This window comes from Empedobacter tilapiae (assembly GCF_004785645.1).
GTDB lineage: Bacteria > Bacteroidota > Bacteroidia > Flavobacteriales > Weeksellaceae > Empedobacter > Empedobacter tilapiae.
The window spans coordinates 1-22,002 of the sequence record NZ_SRPE01000002.1 but is presented as its reverse complement, the minus strand read 5'-3'; the positions used below and the strand labels follow the sequence as shown (position 1 = coordinate 22,002).

Genomic DNA, 22,002 nt, shown 5'->3' with positions numbered 1-22,002 from the left:
CTATGTTTAAAAAGATATTAATCGCTAATAGAGGTGAAATTGCTATGCGTATTATACGTACAGCAAAAGAAATGGGAATCAAAACGGTTGCTGTTTACTCTAAAGCAGACGAAACATCATTACACGTACGTTTCGCAGACGAAGCAGTGTGTATTGGTCCTGCTCCAAGTAAAGATTCATACCTAAAAATGGCTAACATCATCGCAGCAGCAGAAATTACTGATGCGGATGCTATTCACCCAGGTTATGGATTCTTATCTGAAAATTCAACTTTCTCTAAAATTTGTCAGTCAAACGGAATCAAATTTATTGGTGCGCCAGCAGATAACATCGACCGTATGGGAGATAAAGCAAATGCTAAAGCTACAATGAAAGAAGCAGGTGTACCTGTAGTTCCAGGATCTGATGGATTATTAGAAAGCTATGAACAAGCTGTAGAAGTTGCTCGCGAAATTAAATACCCAGTGATGATGAAAGCTACTGCCGGTGGTGGTGGTAAAGGTATGCGTGCAATTTGGAAAGAAGAAGATTTATTACATGCATGGGAATCTGCTCGTACAGAAGCTGCTGCAGCTTTTGGTAACGATGGGATGTACATGGAAAAATTAATAGAAGAGCCACGTCATATCGAGATACAAGTTGCAAGTGACCAAAATGGAAAAGCTTGTCACTTATCTGAGCGTGACTGTTCTATTCAACGTCGTAATCAAAAATTAGCTGAAGAAACTCCTTCCCCTATTATGACTGACGAATTACGTCAACGTATGGGTGAAGCTGCCGTTAAAGCTTGTGAATATATCGGTTATGAAGGTGTCGGTACTATTGAGTTCTTAGTTGATAAACATGGAGATTTCTACTTTATGGAGATGAATACTCGTATTCAAGTAGAACATCCAATTACAGAACAAGTTACTGGTTTTGATTTAGTTCGCGAACAAATTATGTTAGCTTCGGGTGAACCAATCTCTGGTAAAAACTACTATCCTCAAGGACATTCTATCGAATGTCGTATCAATGCAGAAGATCCTTATAACGACTTCCGCCCTTCTCCAGGAAAAATTACGAATATTAATATTCCTGGTGGTAATGGTGTTCGTGTAGATACACACGTTTATGCTGGATATACAATTCCACCAAACTACGATTCTATGATTGCTAAATTAATTGTTACTGCACAAACTCGTGAAGAAGCAATTAGCAAAATGAAACGTGCGTTAGGAGAGTTTTATATTGAAGGAATCAAAACAACAATTCCTTTCCATTTACAGTTGATGGATCATCCTGATTTTATCGCAGGTAATTATACAACTAAATTTATGGAAGATTTTGTTTTTGATGAATCTTACGCGAATTATTCAGAATTATAAGAAATTATTTTTTTAAATAAAAAATGCTAAAACAAATTGTTTTAGCATTTTTTTATGCCATAATGTCATTAGGTATCAAATGGCTTAATTGTTGAAAATATCACCTCAGAAAAGTAGTAAATAATCAATTCAATCATTCCATCTAAAATCAAAATCTCAAGTATTTGATAAGATTCAATCCGAATTGTTAATTTATAGTGAATGAATTGATTGTAATATTACTTTTTACTATTAAAAATCATTAATAATTTATACATTTGCACTCCAAATTTAAGGTAGATGAATATTACTAAAAATACAACAGACAAATTAAACGCAGTATTAACTGTAACTGTTGATAAGGCAGATTATCAAGAAAAAGTAGTTGACGTATTAAACCAATACAGAAAAACAGCTAACATCAAAGGTTTCCGTAAAGGACAAGTTCCAATGAGTTTTGTAAAAAAACAATACGAGCAAGCTGTTATTTTTGATACAGTTAACGAAATTTTACAAAAAAGTGTATCTGAATACATCAACACAGAAAAATTATCAATCTTAGGAAATCCAGTTCCAGTAATGAAAGATGTTGATTGGGATGCTGATCAATTATCATTTGATTTCGAATTAGGATTGGCTCCAGAATTTGATGTTGATTTATCTAAAATAGAAGTTGACAGCTACAAAGTAAAAGTTGCTGACGACGAAATCCAAAAATATGTAGATAATTTCGCTGCTCGTTTTGGATCATTAAAATCTTTAACTGAAGCTGAAGCTGAAGCTGTATTGAAAGTAGAAGCTGCTGTAGAAGGACAAGAAGCTAAACCAACATTTATCCGTTTAGAAGAATTGAAAGATGCTTCTGCATTTATCGGTAAAAAAGCTGGTGATGTTGTAGAAGTAAATTCTAACAATATTTTTGACACTGCTGAAGAAGCTGCACAACAATTGAACACAGAAGTTTCTGAAGAAGGAACTAACGTTACTTATACAATCAAAGAAATTAACAAAGCTGAAAAAGCAGAAGTTAATCAAGAATTATTTGATAAAGTTTATGGAGAAGGAGCTGTAGATTCAGAAGAAGCTTTCCGTAACAAAATCAAAGAAGAGTCAGAAAACATGTACAACAAAGAATCTGACAAACAAATTATCAATGATGTTGTAGCTAAATTATTAGATACAGTTCAATTTGATTTACCAACAGAATTTTTAACGAAATGGTTAATTACTTCTAATGAAAATGTAACATCTGAAGAGCAAGCTAAAGAAGAATTGGTAAAAATGGACAAAGGTTTACGTTACCAATTAATTGAAGCTAAAATTGCTGAAGTTAATAATGTAGAAGTAAATGCTGAGGAAGTAAAAGAAGCTGCTTTTGCTGCAATCAAAGATCAATTAAAAATGTACGGTCAAACTTCTATTCCAGAAGAAACATTACAACAAATTGCAATGTCAGCTTTACAGAATCAAGAAGAATACAACCGTTTATCATACCAAGTGTTTACAGACAAAATGTTAGACATCTTCAAAAACAATGTAAAATTGAACGAGAAAGAAGTAACATTTGACGAGTTTGTTGACATTATTACTGAAAAAAATAAAGAATTAGCAGAAGCTTAATCACTTCTAAAAAATTCTTTATACCTTTCATTTAAAATCTAAATTTAATAATGAAAAACGTAGGAGAAGAATTTAAAAAATATGCGCTGTTAGACAAAGGAATTAGCTCTTTACATATGGAGAGTTATATCCAAAACACAACGCCTTACATCGTTGAAGAAAGAAAATTGAACGTTGCACAAATGGACGTTTTCTCTCGTTTGATGATGGATAGAATCATCTTTTTAGGAACAGGAATCGATGATCAAATTGCGAATATTATTCAAGCGCAATTATTGTTCTTAGAAAGTGTAGATGCGACAAAAGACATTCAAATTTATGTTAACTCACCAGGTGGTGGTGTTTATGCAGGATTAGGAATTTACGACACAATGCAGTTAGTAAAACCTGACGTTGCAACAATTTGTACGGGAATGGCAGCTTCTATGGGAGCAGTTTTATTATGTGCAGGTGCAGCAGGAAAACGTTCGGCTCTTAAACATTCTCGCGTGATGATTCACCAACCTTTAGGAGGAGCTCAAGGACAAGCAACTGATATGGAAATTACATTGAAGGAAATCTTGAAATTGAAAAAAGAATTATATGATATTCTTGCAACTCATTCAGGTCAAACTTTCGAGCAAATCGAAAAAGATGGTGAACGTGATTATTGGATGACTTCACAAGAAGCAAAAGAATATGGAATGATTGACGAAGTTTTATTACCTCGTAAATAATTTTAAATTCAATAACGACAAAAAAGGATACTCATTAATGAGTATCCTTTTTTTATTTAAAGGCTTTGATAGAAAACAGTTTTTTCATTTACAAGTCATAAAAAATTAATAGTAATAATTTTTTATTATTGATGCAAAAATCAATTAATTTTCACCTGTAGATATGTAATCAATTACTAACATAATTACTTTCAACTCTCACCCCCGATACACGAACACCGAACAAACCATACGGAACGCATATACAATGGATACAGAATGGATACAGCGCGGATACACAACCGATACAGAAAAGTGTCATTTTGGATATACACCGATACAGGAATTTAACACTTTTTAACACGTTATTTCTCTAATATTCTATCATTTTATGAAATCTTCTTTTCATTTTTTATTCATTCAATGTTTATCTTAGTTATTTGTATTCATATGCCCTTCAGGGAAGCTCATCCAAAAAAACATTTGAAATTAAAAGGAGGAACCATGGTATAGCTCAGGTATTTTAAATAAATTATTTCCATAAAGTTGATAACTCACTTCGTTCAGACACCTCAACTTTTTTATTCCAATAATTTAGAGTTGAATTGCATTTCGATACTAAATCGTCGTTTTTTTTATTCCTATTTAAACATTCAAATCCTTTTTTAACAACGAATATATAAACCGTCATTGCTGAAAAGTCGAGTGTCAATTCGGCGTAAAGAGCGTTAAAAATGATTTACTGTTCGCATTTCATATGCGAATGTTCTAAAGCATTTAGCGAATAGCCATTATTGACCGACTTGAAAGCACGGACTTGATTTTTTTTGATTCGTTTTTTTTATCAAGAAAAAAAATGAATAATCTTAATCATGCCCCTCAACTTTTTGACACTCACCTCCAAATCATATGACATTTTTATGATCCTTTTTCAATATTCAAATACATAATACATTTTACGACTCTAAAATCTCAATTCTCATATCTCACATCTACATCCTTAGCAATCATTCCCCTTCATCACCTACCAATTTCGTTCACAGCTCGTCAGGTTTCAATTACTTAAAGCTATTCAGTCTACATTCGAATTGTTGCTGAACCAAGTCAAATAAAGTTTAATTTAAAATCTATTAAAAATGGGAAAAATTACAGATTCTCTTTTGTCGGGTACGCGAGGACGTACAGGACGAATTGTTGTTTCGAATATCGAAGGGCATGAAATATCTCGTATGCGTCCTCGAAAATCAAACCGAATACCAACGCCAAAACAACAAGTTATAAAAGACAGATTCAATTTTGCTGTACAATTTATACAAGGGTATAAAGCATTGGCTAAAACCTATTACGGAAAAAGGTCTGGACTAAAATCACCTTACAACCAAGCTATGGCAAATTTATTACAAGCTATTTTATGTGATATGGATACGTTAACTTTTTCTATTCAGTACAACAACATTCAATTCACAAAAGGTAATTTATTCGAACCTCAACCTGTAAATGTTACAGCAGACGATCCACTATCGGCAACGATTACATGGACTAATAATGCAACAGAACTTGTAGATCAAAATGACACCTTAGTTATATTGTATGCAGAAGATGGTAATACAAAAGCACAATCAACAGTTGTACAAACAACCGTAAAACGCTCTGAAGAATCCTATGTACTACAATTTCTGCCAAAATATCAAGGAACAGAAATACATGTTTGGATGAGTTTTTTATCCGTCATAAAACAAGATGCTGCACCGTCTGTTTATTTAGGTCAAGTCACTGTATTTTAACCACTTCCCCTCAGCTTTTTGGAGGGGATTTTTGTTTTTATTATAATTTATTGTATATTAGACAAATACATCTTTACTACAAGTATTTTCAATTTTAATTTTTAAGCCTATGAAAATTGAATTATATGAAGAATATATCAAGTACCTGAACTTTTTTATTCATCGATATGGGGATGTAATCAAGAAAATTGAACCACAAGTCGAGGCAAAACAAGATATCCTAAACAAACAGTATATGCAAATGATAGAATATGCATTTGGCTTTATTCAAAAAATCAATTTGTTTGCGATACAAGATTATCAATCACAACTTTTGTTTATTCCGCAATTAATTTTTTACTTCAATGATGTCTGCGAATGTCCAGGCCCTCCAAACATAACAATAAACTTTAATATTGATATGGAAGCATTTTACGAACTTTTAAAAATCAATACACAAATCAACTATAATCAAAATCAATATTTTCCTTTTCTTATTGATATTTCAGATTTATCAGACGGCTACCATCATTTAGCAGGTTTTGTTCACCGACACAAACAAAATCAATTTACTTATTACTGTGTTTCAATCCAAGTCAAAAGTCAAGAATTAAAGGGAAACTGGAAAAAGTTTTATCATATTCCCATTCAAAAACTCAAATTAATTTACAAAGAATGCTTGCAAAAGAACCAAACACTTTATGCCTTTGCAACAGATACGGAATTTACTTACTATGAAATTCAAAAAGGATTCAACTACTATTTCAACTGCTCCTTTTCGCAATACGAACAAAAATTAAAAATGTTGAAAGCCTTAGAACTGATCATGTTTACCAATGCTCCATTCAAAGACATTACCATTCAAAGTGGTTTCTCCACTTACAATACCTTAAAACGTACATTTGCGAAACACCAATTCCTTTAAAAGAAATTCCACGATTAATTATCTAAAAAATAAAACACTTTATCAATAAAACCGTCATTTCGAGTGAAATTCTGAAAGAATTTTATATCGAGAAAAAGGATTTCAAATAATCTGGTTAAAATAAGATTACCTTATATAGAACAATTCTAAAACTCATCAAAAATAAGAGGTTTTTCAAAAAAATGAGTAGAATTAACAAAAATTGGTCTGTTTTTTCTAAAAATAGGTATTGACTTGCTCAATAACTTCTCTGAACTTTGTATAATATTAATTGTTAACACTTTACCGTTAACTCTAAAACACAAAAACATGAGAAAATTAACACCTATTATAAAAACACTCATCTGCTACCTATTTATTGTGTTGTTTATTTACGCGGCTGTAAGCAAGCTGATGGATTTTGAAACCTTTCAAACGCAGTTAGGACAATCGCCTTTGTTAGCAAGCTATGCGATTCCTATTTCGTATGGAGTCATAACAATAGAACTGGTAACAGCGGTTCTTTTGATGTTTGATCGATTCCGAATAATTGCCTTACAGATTTCACTTTTCTTAATGGTGATGTTCACCACCTATATTGTGATTATTCTACATTTCACGGCATTTACACCTTGTTCTTGTGGTGGTGTTTTAGAAAAACTGGGATGGACAGAACATCTGATTTTTAATGGTGTCTTTGTAGGATTAGCTTTAATTGGCATTAGAATAACAAACATTTCTCAAACATGGAGAGGTTATGTAATTCAACAAACCACTCTTACTATTGTCGGGATTATTAGTGTAACCATTTTATATGGTTTATCAGAAAAGAAATCTCAGTATAACAATGCGTTTACGCGTAAATACATTCCGCATTTAGCAGAAAAACAAACTATGCTCAATTTAGAATCAACTGGTTATTATATCGCAGGAATTGACAGTTGTTATCTCTATTTAGCCAATACAGAAACACCATTATTTCTTAAAAGATATGATTATCTCGCTAATCAAATGAAGGATATAAAACTAGAAATTGATCAATATAAACTGCCTTACAAAAGAGTGATTGCTTATGTACAAACACCTTATTTTTATTTAGGAGACGGTTCGGTTGGCATTTTATTTCGAGGTAAAATTGATGATTGGAAAGCAAAAACTATTTCTAAAGGAGAGGTGTATTATAATCAATTTGTGGTCGCAGATTCTTCTAAGTTTGGGATAGCAACTTATAGTACCAAAGTAAAAGCTAATGTATTGGGATTGTTATCAAAGCATCAACTTCAGCTTAACTATAACAGTCTAGAAAAACAACTTGACGGAACATTTGAGTCGGACGGAACATTACTATGGAATTCCCAATTGAAAAAGTTTATCTACGTCTATTACTACAAAAATCAGTACCTCGAATTTGATGCTGATTTAGCTGAAATGAAAACAGGACACACCATTGATACTATTTCTAAAGTTCAGATCGATGTAGGCTATTATAAAAAAACAAAGCAATATAAGCTAGGTCCACAAACCTTACTTGTAAACAAATTAGCCTCTACTTATGGTAACCAACTCTATATATCGACTGATCGACTGGGTAATTTTGAACAAAAAATAGAAGGGGCAAGTATACTTGATCAGTACGATTTGGTAAACAAAACCTATACCCATAGTTTTTACCTCTACCATTCACCCAAAAAACAACTTAGAAATTTCATCATTTACAAAAACAAAATATTTGCAATTGTAGATCATGAACTTTATATCTATAACAAAAGAAAATAAATCGTTGCGCAACGCAGGGGATGACCGAAAACCTGTACAATAGAGTAAGTCACCACATTAAAATTATACAAGATGAAAACAAATTTTCTAAAAAAAGCGCTACCTATTGGGGTAGGAATGATGGCTGTTGCTTTTGCATTTGCCACTGAAAATAAAACTTCTCAAAACAATGAAGAAGAAGTATTAATGACAGGATATATTTATAATGCTGCTACGAATCATTGTGATGACGTAAAAGTTGATTGTTCAACAACAATTGGATTACCATGTACTGTGAATGAAAATGGAATTGAAAAAGATGTTTTTGAATTGAGAGATGTATCAGAAACTTCGTGTAGTATTCCACTATATCGTCAATAAGCATTTAAGTTTAATTTAAATAGAAACGGAGCATTATGCTCCGTTCTTTTATTTTAAATACGTATCAAACCAATTTTTTATTTTAGTGGATAAAAATTGTTGATTGGTTTTATTTTTTAAGGCATGTCCTTCATGATCAAATAAAAGTAATTCTGCACTTTTTCCTAACCGTTTTATTCCCATATAGAAATAAATACTTTGGTACCAATTTACATTATAGTCTTCTTTGCCTGTCCATAATAATATTGGTATTTGTAATTTTTCGACATGTTGTAAGGGAGAGTTTTTGTAATATTGATCTTTTATTTTGTAAAAACTATCACCCATTCTAAATTGGTAATTTTCTATTCGCCATAATTGATCTGAGTAATTATCTTTATTATAATCATGATAAAAACTAACTAAATCAGTCACGGCTGCACCAACAATTGCTGTTTTAAATAATTTAGATTGTGTAGAAATATAGGCTGATTCATATCCTCCAAATGAATGTCCAATTAAACCAATTCTTTTTTGATCAATTGTCGGTAGTTCTACAGCTTTTTTTACGGCATTTTCTACACTGACTAAGGCTGAATAACCTGGGTTTCCAATTTCATATTCTATATCAGGTAACAAAACAAAATAGCCATCTAATACATAGTCCATGAAATTAAATCCGATAGGTGAATTTTTAGATGGTAAAGTAAATTCATTGACTTTAAACGAATTCTTTTCATAAATGTACACAACCATTGGATATGTTTTAGTTGAATCGTATTGAGAGGGATATAAAAGAGAGCCATTCATCACGTTTCCATTTATAGATGTATAGTTTATGTTTTTAGAAAAACCTAAGTCGTATTCACTTAGCTTAGAGTTGCTTTGGTAAATAATACGCGTTGTATGATTAGTTGAAAGTTCATGAATAGAGGGTGATTCATTGTATTTTGCTTTTCTGTAATACAATTTATTTTTGTTGCTATCACTGTAAATTTGATTGATTTCGGCATCAGTTCTGAAAGAATGTATCACTTTTCCCTTTTTTAAGAACGCTATTCCATGCGACTGATCATCTTTAAGGAGTTTAATGATCAGTGGTTTATTCATGTCAATACTACGATTTGATGAGTTCGTTAAATTAATAGATGCCAAACGATTGTGTTCTTCTTTTTGTTCTCCAAAGGTAATTTGCTTTACTTCATTTTTATCTATACTAAACTGCCACAAATCATAGGTTGACGTTAGTACAATAAATTTTCCATCCTCTGACCAATATGGCTGATCAAAAGGCGGTTTGTCAGTTTCTGCTTTAGTTCTATCATAAAAAACTTGAGAAAGAACTGTTGTTAGTTTCTTATGCGTTTGCTTTTTTACATCATACAAATTCCAATGTTTTGTTTTAAAATAAGCAATGTACTCCCCATTTGGTGAAACAGAAATAAAATTAGGATTGGTATACAGACTATCGATTATTTTATATGATTTTTTTGATTGGTAATCATTTAAATAAACATCTGCAATTTCAAAATATCTATATTGTGGTTCATACTGTTTTCTATCAAATGTCAAGGCAAAGTGGATATTACTATTAAGTGCGAATTGGTTTCCTTTTATTTCCGTAACAGAATCGTATTCATCCACAGTCCAAATAAACCGTTTATAACCATCTTTTTGTTTCATTAATTGTTCTTTGGGATAGATCCACGTATCGTTGGTAGACCACTTTTCAATTCCTTTTAAAGAATCTTCGGTACTTTTTTCATTTAGTTGAAATTCAATATACTTTCCATCCGCTAATACACGAACAGATTCATCAAAAAAGGAATGAGAAGGATTTATTTTCAACCAATCTTCTACATTGATGAAATTCAGCCTTTTTGTTTGGAATGCATAACGAACTATTTTTCTCTTTTCATTTTCTTTTTCAAGAAATGAAAAATACTGTCCATTTTTACTCCAATTATTTAGAGGAGATCGATCATTAAAAATGTACGTGCCTATATCACTTGATATCTGATCAATAGCCTCTAATTTTGAGCTATAAAAACCAACTGTTTTTCCATCCTTAGAAAGAATTGCTAATGTAGATGAAGCAGGGCTCCAACTAAAGTTGGAAACATTATGTTTTGTAACAAATTTTTCCGTCTTGGTATCGAATAGCGTCAAAACATCATCAGTTGTTAAATAAGCAAGCTGTTGATTGGTCGAATCAAATTCTACTTTTCTAATTGGTTTATTCAAAATAAGAACGCTTTTCGAATTTCTTAAATCGATTATTTCAAGTTTGCTTTCACTTAAAAGGATTGCAAAATGTTCATTATTAGAAAATAAACTCTTTTTTGTATTTTCTCTTTCTATAGTCTTAGAAGTAGAAGAATGAATTAATCGAATGATATTTTTACCTAAAAATGATTCAGAGGTTTCAATCCAATTCACGTTAGTGCTAATGTTATTAATTGTAGTATTAGTAGACCATATACTGTCTAAATCGTGTGTATATTTTTTCTTATTTATCTCTTGACTAAAGACGTTGTAGGTCGAGAGAATCAATCCCAATAGGATGAGGAATATTATTTTACTTATTTTTTCCATTGGTACTAATTGTGATGTTTGTATGAATGCCTTTTTGCGACGTTGTATTTGTAGTACAATTTCTTAATAGCCTTTGTTTTGTGGTAATAGATTTGGATTAATTAAGAGTTCGGCTTCTGGAATTGGTAATAATACGTCAGTTGCTTTCCAATTTGTTTTTATGGGATTTAAGACTTGATCTGCCAATTTCCATCGTTTCAAATCAAACCAACGATGGCCATGCTCTGTAAAAAATTCATGTTGACGTTCCGTTACAATAGCTTCAAAAATATCTTGAGAAGATGAAGTTGTGATAGGTGTTAATCCAGCTCTATTTCGAATACTATTTATATCCCCTTTTGCTCCATTCAAGTTGCCTAATCTCATTCGTGCTTCAGCTCGAATTAAAACCTGTTCAGCAAGTCTAAAAACAATGGTATATTCTTTACTTGTTGTTGTCACATACTTCTCTTTGTATTTGAAGGGCATTACCCAATTTTTCCCATTAGTAGTAATTTGTTTTGTCCACTGTTGTTTTCTCAAATCAGTTGGCTCAAAAGATTCAAATAGTTGAGGGGATAAAGATGCATTAGGAGGAGGACCAGCTTCAAAAATGTAAATACTACCTTCATTAGAATTACCACCTTCAGCTTTGGCTTTTAATTGGAATAGTGTAGAACGACTTTCTTTCAAAAACTCTTTATTCAACTCATTCTCTAACTGAAATTTACCTGAATTGATCAATTCTGTTGATTCTCTTTCAGCTTTTTCCCATTTCTCCTGGTAGATGTATAGACGTGCTAATAATGCTGTAACATTATATTTGTTCGCCCTAAGGTTACTTGTAACTGACGTAAGCTCACTTAATTGTTGTTTTGATTCAATAAGATCTTCTTCAATTTTAAGAAGTATATTTTGATGATTTGTTTTTGAACTTTTCTGATTAATGGTATAATCTGTTGTTGTAATAAATGGAATATCTCCAAATAAATTGGTTAAATAGAAATAAGTTAACGAGCGAATAAATACAGCTTCCGCTTTGTATTGTTTCTTTTGCTCATAGGTCAATCCTTTTGATTTTTCTACACCTTCTATTACCGCATTGCATTCGTATATTACTTTAAAGGAACTTGTCCAAACCTCTTTCACACCACTATTTGTAGGGATAATTTGATGTTTGTAAAATAAATCTGCAACACTATTAGGAGCAGCATAGCTATCCAGCTCGTCTGAATATATTCCCATGTAAAAACCAGCACTAGATAAATTACCAGCTATTAAGCTGTTATCACGTAATAATGCATATAAAGTAGTAACAGCGGCTTGTGCCGTTTGGTTATTTTCAAATACATCTGTTTGGTTCAATTGCCCTTTTGGAGAATCTAATTCCACAAAATTCTCACAACTTATTATCGTATTTCCTATTAGGAAAACGAATAAAGAATAGCTTACTATGTTTTGATATTTTTTCATAATTGTGTCATTAAAAATTAGCTTTAAATCCTATCGAAATTCTTCTCAAAGGAGGAAGAAAACCAGTTGTCTGCTCTGGATCACCGTATTTATACTTACTCCATGTCCATAGGTTCTGACCTTGCGCATAAATCACATATTGATTGGACTGATTTTTACTTAGAGGAAGTTTATAAGACAATGACACGTTTTTCAATCGAATAAAAGAGGTATCGGTTACCATCGCATCACTATTATTAAAGTTAGAATAAGCAACTGTCGCTGCGGAATTAGAGCCACTTGAATAATTCTGAATTACCCCATTTGGAAACTGATTTAATACAGAAGCAGGCTGATTATACATTGTACCCGGCATAGTAGTCCCATAGAATTCATTAAATCCTTTTTTCTTGACAAATTGAAAAAAGAGCTCGATATTAAAGTTTTCATAAGAAACAGAATTGGAGAAACCCCCATAAAAAGATGGGTCTAATGATACAACTTGTTGTTTATCTTCTATTGCGGTTATCTTTCCATCACCATTATAATCTGTAAACTCATACAAACCAGTTGTTGGATTTATCTCTTGCAGATGATACATTTTCTTGCTGTTCAATGATTTTCCAATCACATAGATATTTGCATAGGAGGTGTTTTCTAAACCATCAAATGCCACCAATCTATTTTTAGGAATAGTAAGATTAAAAGAAGTTGACCAGTTGAATTTAGCAGATTTTATAGGAACAACTTGTAAATCCATTTCCCAACCTTTATTTTCTACAACAGCATTCAAATTTGCTTGTATAGAGGTAAAACCTGTTATAGCGGGTAAACTATAGCCAACCAATTGGTTATTTGATCGGTTTTGATAATAATTCAGTGTTAGGTTAATTCTATTTTTTAGGAATGCTGTTTCTATAGCAAATTCCAACTTTTTATTTTTCTCCCACGAAAAATCAGGATTATACAAACGTGCTGTTGTCAATAGTATATTCCCATCATATCCATTTTGACTGATGTTATAGGTGTTTAGGTATTGATAATCTCCAATCTGATCATTTCCTGTTACCCCATAGCTTCCTCGTAATTTCCCAAAACTCAACCATGATACTTCACGTAGAAAACTTTCTTTCGAAAAAAGCCAAGCGGCACCAATAGCACCAAAATTTGCAAAACGATGATTAGGACCAAATCGACTCGATCCATCTCTTCGTCCTGTTAAGTTGAAAAAGTATTTTTCGTGCAGATTATAATTTACTCTTCCATACAGAGCAGCATATTTATATTGCTCTTCAGTATCCTTGTATATCGTCACATTTTTAGCAGCGCTTAATACATTCATTAACTGGTTGTCTGTAAAACCACTTGCCATAATCACCAACTTAGTTGTTGTTTGGCTATTCAAAGTTCCACCAATTAATACACTTAGTTTACTCGAAGCAGTTAAATTAAAATTAGCATCCAATTGGGGTTCTATTAACCACCCTTCATGTTGCCCAGAATTTTTAGTCATGTTAGATTGTTGACTTGTAGCACCAAAAGAAGGATTGCGAATGGTATGTGGATTAAGTTGTATATCATCTAAATCTGATCGATTGTATCCTACATTAGATCGTAAAACAATATTATCCATCAACAGATAACTTGTATTTAGATTTGTATTTAAATTACGTGTATTATTACGGTAACTAGCATTGAGTGCCGCAAGTGGATTTGTCCAAGTATTGTTTTCCCAATTTAAGCTACCATCTTCATTAAACAACCGTGGTGCATTTGGAACAAGTGTTCTTGCAATTCTTGTCAAATCTTGTGTAGGCAAATAGTTTTTATCCTGTCCATAATTAGTTGTCCATTGCAATTTTAGTTTGTTATTCGCTGTTTTATGGTTTAGTGTCGAAAAAAAGCTGAATTTATTGTACGCATAATTACCATAGAAAACAGAAGACTCTTTCATGACATTGGCACCTATCATAAAATTAGTTTGCTCATTCCCACCGTTTATAGACGTACGAATGTTGTGATTGAAAGCTGTATTCCCAATAAGTAGTTTTTGCCAATCCGTATATCTGGTCTGATCCCATGTTCCATTTATGTCGTAGGCTATAGTTGGATACATCGTTACACCATCGTTGGCAAATGCTTTTTTTCTTATTTCTAGATATTGTTCTGTATTAAGTAGTTTAGGAAACTTAGTAGGGTTAATAACAGTGGTAGACGCATCTATAGAAATACTTGTTTTTGTTGCTTTGCCCTTCTTAGTGGTAATCAATAGCACACCATTTGCTCCCCGTGACCCATAAATAGCAGTTGCATCGGCGTCTTTCAAAACTTCGATAGATTGTATAGATTGTGGATCGATATAATTTAAAGGATTTATAGTTGACCCATAAAAGATTTGTGCAGAAGTAGAAGTATCTCCCATCGAATTGGTATCAAATGGAACACCATCTATTATAAATAGAGGATTATTTCCTGCAGCAATACTATTTTGTCCCCTTATCCGAATGGTGTAGCCGCCGCCTGCTGTTCCAGAAGTTGGTGTAATCTCTAAACCAGGAACACGACCTTGCAAAGCATCTAAAACAGAATTCACGGGCTGATTTTCTATTTCCTTTGCGGTAACACGAGTAATAGAACCTGTTCGTTCTTTGTCTTTTACAGCATAGTACCCTGCATTTATCACCACATCTTTTAGTTGAATTTCGTCGTCCTCTTTTGTGAAACTTACATTTATCACACTTCTATTCAGCACCTCTTCTTCACGAATAGGGAAATCCAATTGCTCAAAAATTAGTTTAGCATCATCATGTTGTAAGGTTAATGCATAATATCCATTCGCATCAGTTCGCACACTATTCTGTGTACCTTCTTCTGTTACGACCACGCCAGAGAGCAAATGGTTATGATCTTTCACCGTTCCAGTAACGGTTTTTCCTGTTTGTGCCAACAATGGTGTTGCACAAAACAATCCCAATAATACAGCAAATGACTGCCTACTGAGTTTAAAGTAAAATTTTTTCATAATTTTACATAAGTTTTTTAAAATTCAACATTAGTTTTAAAAGCCACTCCTTTTCCAGTACATCGCGCCAACTTTGTTTTTGGGAAAGGAGGTTTTATTTTTTTACGTTTTACGCTCAACGTTTTTTTATCAATTCTATCTTTAACCACAATAGAAGCATAGGTTTTATCAAGTTTTACACTTAACGTTTTACGTCTTTTGTCATTCTGAGCCTGTCGAAGAATCTTTCTATCACTTTTTTATGAGCAAAAAAGTAATCAAAAAACTCTTGGCCGTAAACCTCTCTACTAAAAATGTTTTCATTCCTCTAAAGATTTTACAAACCCTACGGGCTAAAACCTTTTTAACGCTGCACTCAAACATTTTCTTAACGTGAGAGTTTTAATGCCGGTTTTTCATCCTTTTTCAATACTCAAATTCACTTTTAAACAACAGATTTTGTCATTCTGGGCTTGTCTCAGAATCGCATCCTTTATAAATCCCCCGATATAGACAGGTTTTAAAAATTACATTAATAAATGAAAACTAACAATTAACACTAATCATTTTATGAAGATCATTTACTTCCTTCTTAGGGTGTCTTCGGGGGATAGAGTGTGAATCTGTTTATTCTTTCATAATTTTACATAAGTTTTTTAAAATTCAACATTAGTTTTAAAAGCCACTCCTTTTCCAGTACATCGCGCCAACTTTGTTTTTGGGAAAAGGGTTTTATTTTTTTACGTTATACGTATTACGCTTAACGTTTTACGTGTTTTTTATCAATTCTATCTTTAACCACAATAGAAACATAGGTTTTTTAAGTTTTACGTTTTACAGACTTTGTCATTCTGAGCCTGTCGAAGAATCTCTTCTTTTTCATTTTTTGAGCGCAAAAAACATTTGAAATTAAAAGGAGAAGCCATAGTATGGCTTAGGTATTCCATTTCTTTAATGTCACTTTTTACTTGACTAAAAAGTAACCAAAAAGTCAAGGCCGTAAACCTCTCTACTAAAAATGTTCTCATTTCTCTAAAGATTTTACAAACCCTGCGGGCTAAAACCTTTTTAACGCTCCATTCAACCATTTTCTTAACGTGAGAGTTTTAATGCCGGTTTTTTCATCCTGTTTCAATACTCAAATTCGTTATCACTTTCAACAACTCTAAAATCTCAATTCTCATATCTAACATCTAATCTGTACTTTTTACATAATACAATCCTCTCAATACTAAAATCTCATATCTAACATCTAATCTGTACTTATTACATAATACAACAAACAAAAAAGGTAGCAGAGCCCAATAAATTTGGAAAATGATATTAAACGTTTTACATTTAGTGTGCGAATAAAAAAGATAAAACGAATGCTTTCAAAGTCTCCTTACCGAGGCTCTGATAGAGAGCGTGTAAAGAAAGGATAGTCCTTTGCTTTACGATCCGTGTTTTAAAAATGTTATAAAAACGGAGTATTGTTCTTTAAAAGAATGGAAAAAACAAACAGACTTTGTCTGGTGGTTTTTTACGGATGAATGGAAATTGTTTCGTTCTCATTTTGTGTTGGGTTTTATGGAACGAGTCGAGATATGAAGAGGGGCGATTTCCTATCTTCAATTTAAATCGAGGTACGGCTAAGAACCTTTGACGAAATATCCGATAGAGAAAACCACCCCATAGAATGCAAATATACAAAATATGAGGTAGCGACAACCCTATTGGTCTTGCGTCATCTTAAATTAGCCGTTTTCGATAACAAGACTCGAGTTTAATAACTGTCGCTTAATTAATTATAGTCAAATATAGATAAATATTTTGTTACATGCAAATTTATATCTAATTAATTTAAAATAACATTAGAGTTGAGTAGTAATAATAGAAAAGATAGATTAGTTTCACCTGCTTATAGAGAAAAGTTAGGTAAGTCTTTATTAAATAAGCGTATAGAATTAAACTATACCAGAAAAGATATTTCTATATTAACATCTATAACAGAAAACACAATTAATAGTATTGAAAAAGGTATAACAACCAATATAGATTATTACGTTGAATATGCAAAAGCCGTTCAGTATCCATTGGAAACATTATTAGACTTTAAAATTCCTCTTAAACCTCTAAATGAATTACCTAAAGATAGAATAGAATCTTTAAAATTGACATCAAAAATTAGAGAGCATATAGTAAATACTAACTTTCTTAATAAAGGTAAAACTGTTGCTGAAATAAAAGAGGAGTTAGTTCGGTTGAAATTAGTACCAAAAGATATTACTTCTGTTGCTATCGCTGGTGTTATGAGGAACTTAAAAAACGATGAGTTGGTCAGTTCAGAAGAAACAACAGGTAGAAAGGCTATTTATATAAAGCCTAAGAACTAATTATAATACCATAATGAGTTTGAAGCTAGTATATTCAGCTTTGTTATTAGTATGTTTGCTTTATTTTTTTACTTCACCATATGCTTGAAATTATTAACAATAAATGGGAATGGCTAAATATTAAATTTATTAAAATCATTGATGAAAATGACTTTGGTAATTTAATTTTATTAAATAATGATAAATCTATTTGGAGAATTTGTCCTGAAGAATTACAATGTGAAAAAATTTCTGAAAGTCTAGAAGAGTTTCTAGAAATTCAAAAAACTAAGGAATTTATCGAAGATTGGAATCTTAATTTTTTAAAAACTGAAGCAATAAGAACATTTGGTAAACTAAGTGAAAATGAGAAATTCACGCTTATAAAACCTGCTGTGTTAGGTGGTAAATATGAATTAGAGAATATTATAAAACTACCTTTTAATAAATTAATTGAATTTTCTTCAGATTTAGCATTTCAAATTAAAGATTTACAAGATGGTCAAAAAATAGCTTTTAATATAAATTATACATAATATCTAAACTTTCTTAATTCTTTAGGATAATTCATTGTAATAACTATTAAGAGTTAATATTTATGATTTTATAGACCCAACGAATTGGGAAAATGAAAAATCTGATACCTACGAGGAGTTTGTAAAGAAAGTAAAAGATATTAAGTAATTAAAAACGTTTAGTTTAAAAACATTATACTAAATTAGTCGTGTTAGCTTATAGGCAAGGTTAATGTTAGTAATAGTACTCTGGAGTTAATTTTAGGTTTGTCTAACTCCAGAGTATTTTTTTATATGTAAATATATCAGATTTAATATAACAAAGGGTTCTATATAGAGCTCTTTGTTTATTTACACAATAATGGTTATAAATTAGATTAATTCTTATATTTGTTATTTAAGCGAAACTAAAGCTATAGTAGTTTCGTAAAAAACAATGATGTAACGCAATTCTACGCTATGCTATGAATCGCGTTACATCGACTGACGGATTACATCCGATAATGTACACATTTCATCGCTATCGCTTCTAACTGCGTACTTCATCAGATTTGCTAAATAAAAAATACGTTTAATGGAAAAACCAATTTTATTACTTAAACAAGACTTAATTAAACCAATCGAACAAGCGTTAGAAAGGATAGAAAAAATAAGACAACTAAAGGCATCTAATACGGATTCAATTATTCTTGAAGGCTTGTTTATCCTAGCTATTTCTTCTTTTGAAAACTCACTAAATGATACTCTAAGAATATTACTTATGAATATCCCAGATAAGTTAGATTTCAAAAGTGAAAATATTTCTAAAGAAGAGTTAATTGATGGAAACCCTTTAAAACAAGCAGTTGAAAATAAAATTATTTCGATTAGCTATAAAAACTTAACTGAAATTCAAAAGTTCTTTGCAAAGACCACAGGACTCAATGAAACAATTATTTCGGAAACATTAACGAATGAGCTTTTAGAAATAAAAGCAACTAGAAATTTGTTAATCCACAATAATTTAGTTGTTAATTCAATATACAAAGAAACCGCAGGTATAAATCAAAGAGAGCCTAATTTTGAAAAAAAATTAATAATTGATCAAAACTATTTATTTAGTTCTTTAACCACATTGAGAGATATTTTAAACAAATACAAGATAAAACTTCTTGAAAAATACTCTGATTTCACTAGAATTAATGCAATAAAAAAATTATTCAGGTATATTTTTAACACGCCTGTTATGCAATTTGAAAATGAATTTGAAGTTGACGAAGAAAATGATATAATTAGCACTCTAAAAAATAGTTCAAGAAAAAATGCTTTATCTTCTAGTGAAAAATTTTATTATGATATTTGGCTTGCACATTCTCATGGAACAAGATTTGAATTTAATTCAGGGCAATTTTATAGCATAAGCAATAAAGATAAGCTATCATTTTTTATGAAAAATATTGATTTATTGAAATCTAAAGAAAAACCTGCAGATGATATTGGTAACTGTTTAACAACTATAATTTTAGATACAAAGAACAAAATAGTATAAATAATAGCCTCTTTAGAAGTGATTTTTAGAGAGGTTTTTTGTTTTTGCGGGAAATCGTAATTTATTGTTAAATGGTTGTTGTATGTTTGAGTTTAGTTTAACAGAATGTAGATATAGGTGTTTTTTAAGACTATATTTTACTTTGTAAAAAAACAATTTTCTATGAATACTGATTATTTATTTCAATTAAGCTTTGAAGACTTAAAAGTAAGTAAATTAACTTACACAAATGGAAACTTTTCGAATTCATTATATCATTTCCATCAAAGTCAAGAAAAGTTAATCAAATCAATAGCATTAAAAATCAATTTAATCGAAGAAAAAGATTTAAAAAAAATTAGTCATAACTTTATAAAGCTTTACGATAAATATATTGAGTATATTAAAACTTCACCTATTGTAAGTAATTTAATTAATGAGGCTGATTTAATGGATATTCACGAAAAATCTAAACAATTAGAACCATCTGAATTCGTAGGATTTATCGTGAATGAATATTGTAACATTTTAGAAAATGAATTTATCAGAGATAAAGAAGATAATGAAAGTCATTTCGATTTGATGGTTGATTATTTTAAAAATTTAGAATACATAGATCAAATGCCTGATTTTCAGAAAGTATTAGACTTTGAAAACGAAGATGAAATCATAAAAAAATATATTAAAGAAAAATTAGAAGAACCTTCGAAACAATATTATTATCAAATAAAATATGGTCCGAAAATATTATTGATATTAATAATTAACTGTATTTTTTGTTCGTATTATAAACCTGATGATTTTAGATATTCAAGTGAAAAAATAAAAAATCCAATCGAGTATTTTAATGATAAAACCCCAATTGTAATTTCACTTAAAGCTTTAATTAATAATATGATTGAGTTATATAAAATCATACCTCAAATTGAATTTCAAAAAAACTACGTATAAAACTTCGCTTTGTTCTTGCTGGTAGGGCTAGTGATGTATTGCAATATTATTGAAGACAAAAAACAATATAATATAGAACCTCGCTAAGTTTTTTTTAGTGAGGCTTTATATTTTACACAATAAGGTATACAATGTAGTTTTGTTTGTATATTTGTGTTTAATTTCACGAAACAAAAGCTAGATCAATTTCGTGAAAAAACAATGTTATAGCCAATTTTATGAACACACTTAACGACTTTAAAGTAACGGACAGACAAACTTTTATTAAGTTCCTTGACTTACTACGCAAGGACTTTTTGGACAATCCTGAAAATTGGGAAAACAAAACTTTGCCTGACTTTCTGGAAGCGTTAAGTGCATACACAGAAGACGTTCAAGGTTATTACGACAATATGAACTTAAATATAAATGCTGACAAGCCAGACTGGTCAATATTTGCTGACATTTTTAAAGGTGCAAAAATTTATGAATAACGAATATCCAAACCCTTGGAATTTTTCAAATATCGACAAGAACCTGCTATCTCCAAATGGAAAATATAAAATTGAATTTAGAGAACTTTACGAAATTGCAATGGGGGCACCGATTGGTGGAGAATGTTATTTAATTTATGACGACAAAAAACTTAAGCTAAATGATTGGAGCGGCGGACCAATTATTTGGAATGATACAAGCGACAAAATTGCATTGCCAATTTGGACAAAACAAAGAAATCAGAAAATATCTATTGTTGATATAAATAATCTAACAATTACGACATTTAAAAATGAGTTCCGAGTTCTGCACTTTAGTAAATTTATTGACAAAAATTTATTAGGCATTGACAGTCCAATTTATATGACAACAAAATTAAACTTTGACATCGACAAGGAAGAAGTAGAAACAATTAAACAACTAAAATAAAAACTACAGATAATAACTAAGCTTTCGTCTTGCCCGGAGGGCTAGAGATGAAAGCCCGTTGAACGGAACCGGAGTAGCTTTATGTATTATGGGGTTTTCGAAATGTGGCTTTAAGATATACAAGCAGTAATTTTAGGATTACTGCTTTTTTTGTGGTTGAAGTTGTATTTCTTCATGCGTTTTGGCTGTTTTTTTGTGCTTTAAACACAAATTCCCTTACCCGTAAAAGTTAATTCACAGAAGCAAGTTTGTTTCCGATAAGATACTTTTCTGGCGGACCTCTTTGTCCAAAAACGTGCAAC

Annotated in this window: 16 protein-coding genes; 13 read left to right on the top strand and 3 right to left on the bottom strand. The window is 31.2% G+C overall.

Going from position 1 to position 22,002, the window contains the following annotated elements; all coding sequences use genetic code 11:
• Positions 1 to 2: 2 nt before the first annotated feature.
• The 7 genes from accC to E4J94_RS02025 all read left to right on the top strand — a co-directional run bounded on the left by accC (position 3) and on the right by E4J94_RS02025 (position 8,464).
• Positions 3 to 1,367 (top strand): acetyl-CoA carboxylase biotin carboxylase subunit, encoded by a 1,365-nt coding sequence (accC, locus tag E4J94_RS02055; protein ID WP_135834244.1) that lies wholly within the window; start codon positions 3 to 5, stop codon positions 1,365 to 1,367.
• Positions 1,368 to 1,646: 279 nt separating this feature from the next.
• Positions 1,647 to 2,966 (top strand): trigger factor, encoded by a 1,320-nt coding sequence (locus E4J94_RS02050; protein ID WP_135834243.1) that lies wholly within the window; start codon positions 1,647 to 1,649, stop codon positions 2,964 to 2,966.
• Positions 2,967 to 3,016: 50 nt separating this feature from the next.
• Complete coding sequence (gene clpP / locus E4J94_RS02045) at positions 3,017 to 3,682, top strand: ATP-dependent Clp endopeptidase proteolytic subunit ClpP (protein WP_038331995.1); 666 nt, start codon at positions 3,017 to 3,019, stop codon at positions 3,680 to 3,682.
• A 1,115-nt stretch (positions 3,683 to 4,797) separates the two neighbouring features.
• Positions 4,798 to 5,445, top strand: a complete 648-nt coding sequence (locus tag E4J94_RS02040) for a DUF6266 family protein (protein WP_135834242.1) — start codon at positions 4,798 to 4,800, stop codon at positions 5,443 to 5,445.
• A 109-nt stretch (positions 5,446 to 5,554) separates the two neighbouring features.
• Entirely contained in the window at positions 5,555 to 6,349 is a 795-nt protein-coding gene (locus E4J94_RS02035; protein WP_135834241.1) for a helix-turn-helix transcriptional regulator, read from the top strand.
• Positions 6,350 to 6,658: 309 nt separating this feature from the next.
• The gene (locus E4J94_RS02030; RefSeq protein WP_135834240.1) at positions 6,659 to 8,104 is read left to right on the top strand and encodes a DoxX family protein; all 1,446 of its coding nucleotides are present in this window, start codon (positions 6,659 to 6,661) and stop codon (positions 8,102 to 8,104) included.
• A gap of 72 nt (positions 8,105 to 8,176) precedes the next feature.
• Positions 8,177 to 8,464 carry a DUF6520 family protein gene (locus E4J94_RS02025; RefSeq protein WP_135834239.1) on the top strand — a complete coding sequence of 96 codons (288 nt, stop codon included), beginning with the start codon at positions 8,177 to 8,179 and terminating at the stop codon, positions 8,462 to 8,464.
• A 48-nt stretch (positions 8,465 to 8,512) separates the two neighbouring features.
• Here the strand turns inward: E4J94_RS02025 and E4J94_RS02020 are convergent, their stop codons facing one another.
• From E4J94_RS02020 to E4J94_RS02010, 3 genes are all read right to left on the bottom strand, one after another.
• On the bottom strand, positions 8,513 to 11,038 hold the full coding sequence (locus E4J94_RS02020; protein WP_135834238.1) for a YqiA/YcfP family alpha/beta fold hydrolase: 2,526 nt from the start codon (positions 11,036 to 11,038) through the stop codon (positions 8,513 to 8,515).
• Between the two features lie 63 nt (positions 11,039 to 11,101).
• On the bottom strand, positions 11,102 to 12,490 hold the full coding sequence (locus E4J94_RS02015) for a RagB/SusD family nutrient uptake outer membrane protein (RefSeq protein ID WP_135834237.1): 1,389 nt from the start codon (positions 12,488 to 12,490) through the stop codon (positions 11,102 to 11,104).
• Positions 12,491 to 12,500: 10 nt separating this feature from the next.
• A complete protein-coding gene (locus E4J94_RS02010) occupies positions 12,501 to 15,491 on the bottom strand; it encodes a SusC/RagA family TonB-linked outer membrane protein (RefSeq protein WP_246034234.1) in 2,991 nt (996 codons plus the stop codon).
• Between the two features lie 1,838 nt (positions 15,492 to 17,329).
• On the opposite strand from E4J94_RS02010, the gene E4J94_RS02005 reads away from it, so the two are divergent.
• The 6 genes from E4J94_RS02005 (at position 17,330) to E4J94_RS01980 (ending at position 21,700) form a co-directional block, all read left to right on the top strand.
• Complete coding sequence (locus E4J94_RS02005) at positions 17,330 to 17,845, top strand: hypothetical protein (protein WP_135834236.1); 516 nt, start codon at positions 17,330 to 17,332, stop codon at positions 17,843 to 17,845.
• A gap of 80 nt (positions 17,846 to 17,925) precedes the next feature.
• On the top strand, positions 17,926 to 18,360 hold the full coding sequence (locus tag E4J94_RS02000) for a T6SS immunity protein Tdi1 domain-containing protein (protein WP_135834235.1): 435 nt from the start codon (positions 17,926 to 17,928) through the stop codon (positions 18,358 to 18,360).
• A 553-nt stretch (positions 18,361 to 18,913) separates the two neighbouring features.
• Complete coding sequence (locus tag E4J94_RS01995; RefSeq protein ID WP_135834234.1) at positions 18,914 to 19,867, top strand: hypothetical protein; 954 nt, start codon at positions 18,914 to 18,916, stop codon at positions 19,865 to 19,867.
• 162 nt (positions 19,868 to 20,029) lie between these two features.
• Positions 20,030 to 20,797: a HEPN domain-containing protein gene (locus E4J94_RS01990; RefSeq protein ID WP_135834233.1), complete on the top strand. Its 768-nt coding sequence runs from the start codon at positions 20,030 to 20,032 to the stop codon at positions 20,795 to 20,797.
• A gap of 218 nt (positions 20,798 to 21,015) precedes the next feature.
• Positions 21,016 to 21,270, top strand: a complete 255-nt coding sequence (locus E4J94_RS01985) for a DUF7660 family protein (RefSeq protein ID WP_135834232.1) — start codon at positions 21,016 to 21,018, stop codon at positions 21,268 to 21,270.
• A complete protein-coding gene (locus tag E4J94_RS01980) occupies positions 21,263 to 21,700 on the top strand; it encodes a hypothetical protein (RefSeq protein WP_135834231.1) in 438 nt (145 codons plus the stop codon). Before E4J94_RS01985 ends, E4J94_RS01980 begins: the two co-directional genes overlap by 8 nt.
• The last annotated feature ends 302 nt before the right edge of the window (positions 21,701 to 22,002 follow it).

Excerpts from the sequence above, each read along its gene's own strand:
- accC (WP_135834244.1), top strand. The coding sequence starts at position 3 with ATGTTTAAAAAGATATTAATCGCTAATAGAGGTGAAATTGCTATGCGT.
- E4J94_RS02050 (WP_135834243.1), top strand. The coding sequence starts at position 1,647 with ATGAATATTACTAAAAATACAACAGACAAATTAAACGCAGTATTAACT.
- clpP (WP_038331995.1), top strand. The coding sequence starts at position 3,017 with ATGAAAAACGTAGGAGAAGAATTTAAAAAATATGCGCTGTTAGACAAA.
- E4J94_RS02040 (WP_135834242.1), top strand. The coding sequence starts at position 4,798 with ATGGGAAAAATTACAGATTCTCTTTTGTCGGGTACGCGAGGACGTACA.
- E4J94_RS02035 (WP_135834241.1), top strand. The coding sequence starts at position 5,555 with ATGAAAATTGAATTATATGAAGAATATATCAAGTACCTGAACTTTTTT.
- E4J94_RS02030 (WP_135834240.1), top strand. The coding sequence starts at position 6,659 with ATGAGAAAATTAACACCTATTATAAAAACACTCATCTGCTACCTATTT.
- E4J94_RS02025 (WP_135834239.1), top strand. The coding sequence starts at position 8,177 with ATGAAAACAAATTTTCTAAAAAAAGCGCTACCTATTGGGGTAGGAATG.
- E4J94_RS02020 (WP_135834238.1), bottom strand. The coding sequence starts at position 11,038 with ATGGAAAAAATAAGTAAAATAATATTCCTCATCCTATTGGGATTGATT.
- E4J94_RS02015 (WP_135834237.1), bottom strand. The coding sequence starts at position 12,490 with ATGAAAAAATATCAAAACATAGTAAGCTATTCTTTATTCGTTTTCCTA.
- E4J94_RS02010 (WP_246034234.1), bottom strand. The coding sequence starts at position 15,491 with ATGAAAAAATTTTACTTTAAACTCAGTAGGCAGTCATTTGCTGTATTA.
- E4J94_RS02000 (WP_135834235.1), top strand. The coding sequence starts at position 17,926 with ATGCTTGAAATTATTAACAATAAATGGGAATGGCTAAATATTAAATTT.
- E4J94_RS01995 (WP_135834234.1), top strand. The coding sequence starts at position 18,914 with ATGGAAAAACCAATTTTATTACTTAAACAAGACTTAATTAAACCAATC.
- E4J94_RS01990 (WP_135834233.1), top strand. The coding sequence starts at position 20,030 with ATGAATACTGATTATTTATTTCAATTAAGCTTTGAAGACTTAAAAGTA.
- E4J94_RS01985 (WP_135834232.1), top strand. The coding sequence starts at position 21,016 with ATGAACACACTTAACGACTTTAAAGTAACGGACAGACAAACTTTTATT.
- E4J94_RS01980 (WP_135834231.1), top strand. The coding sequence starts at position 21,263 with ATGAATAACGAATATCCAAACCCTTGGAATTTTTCAAATATCGACAAG.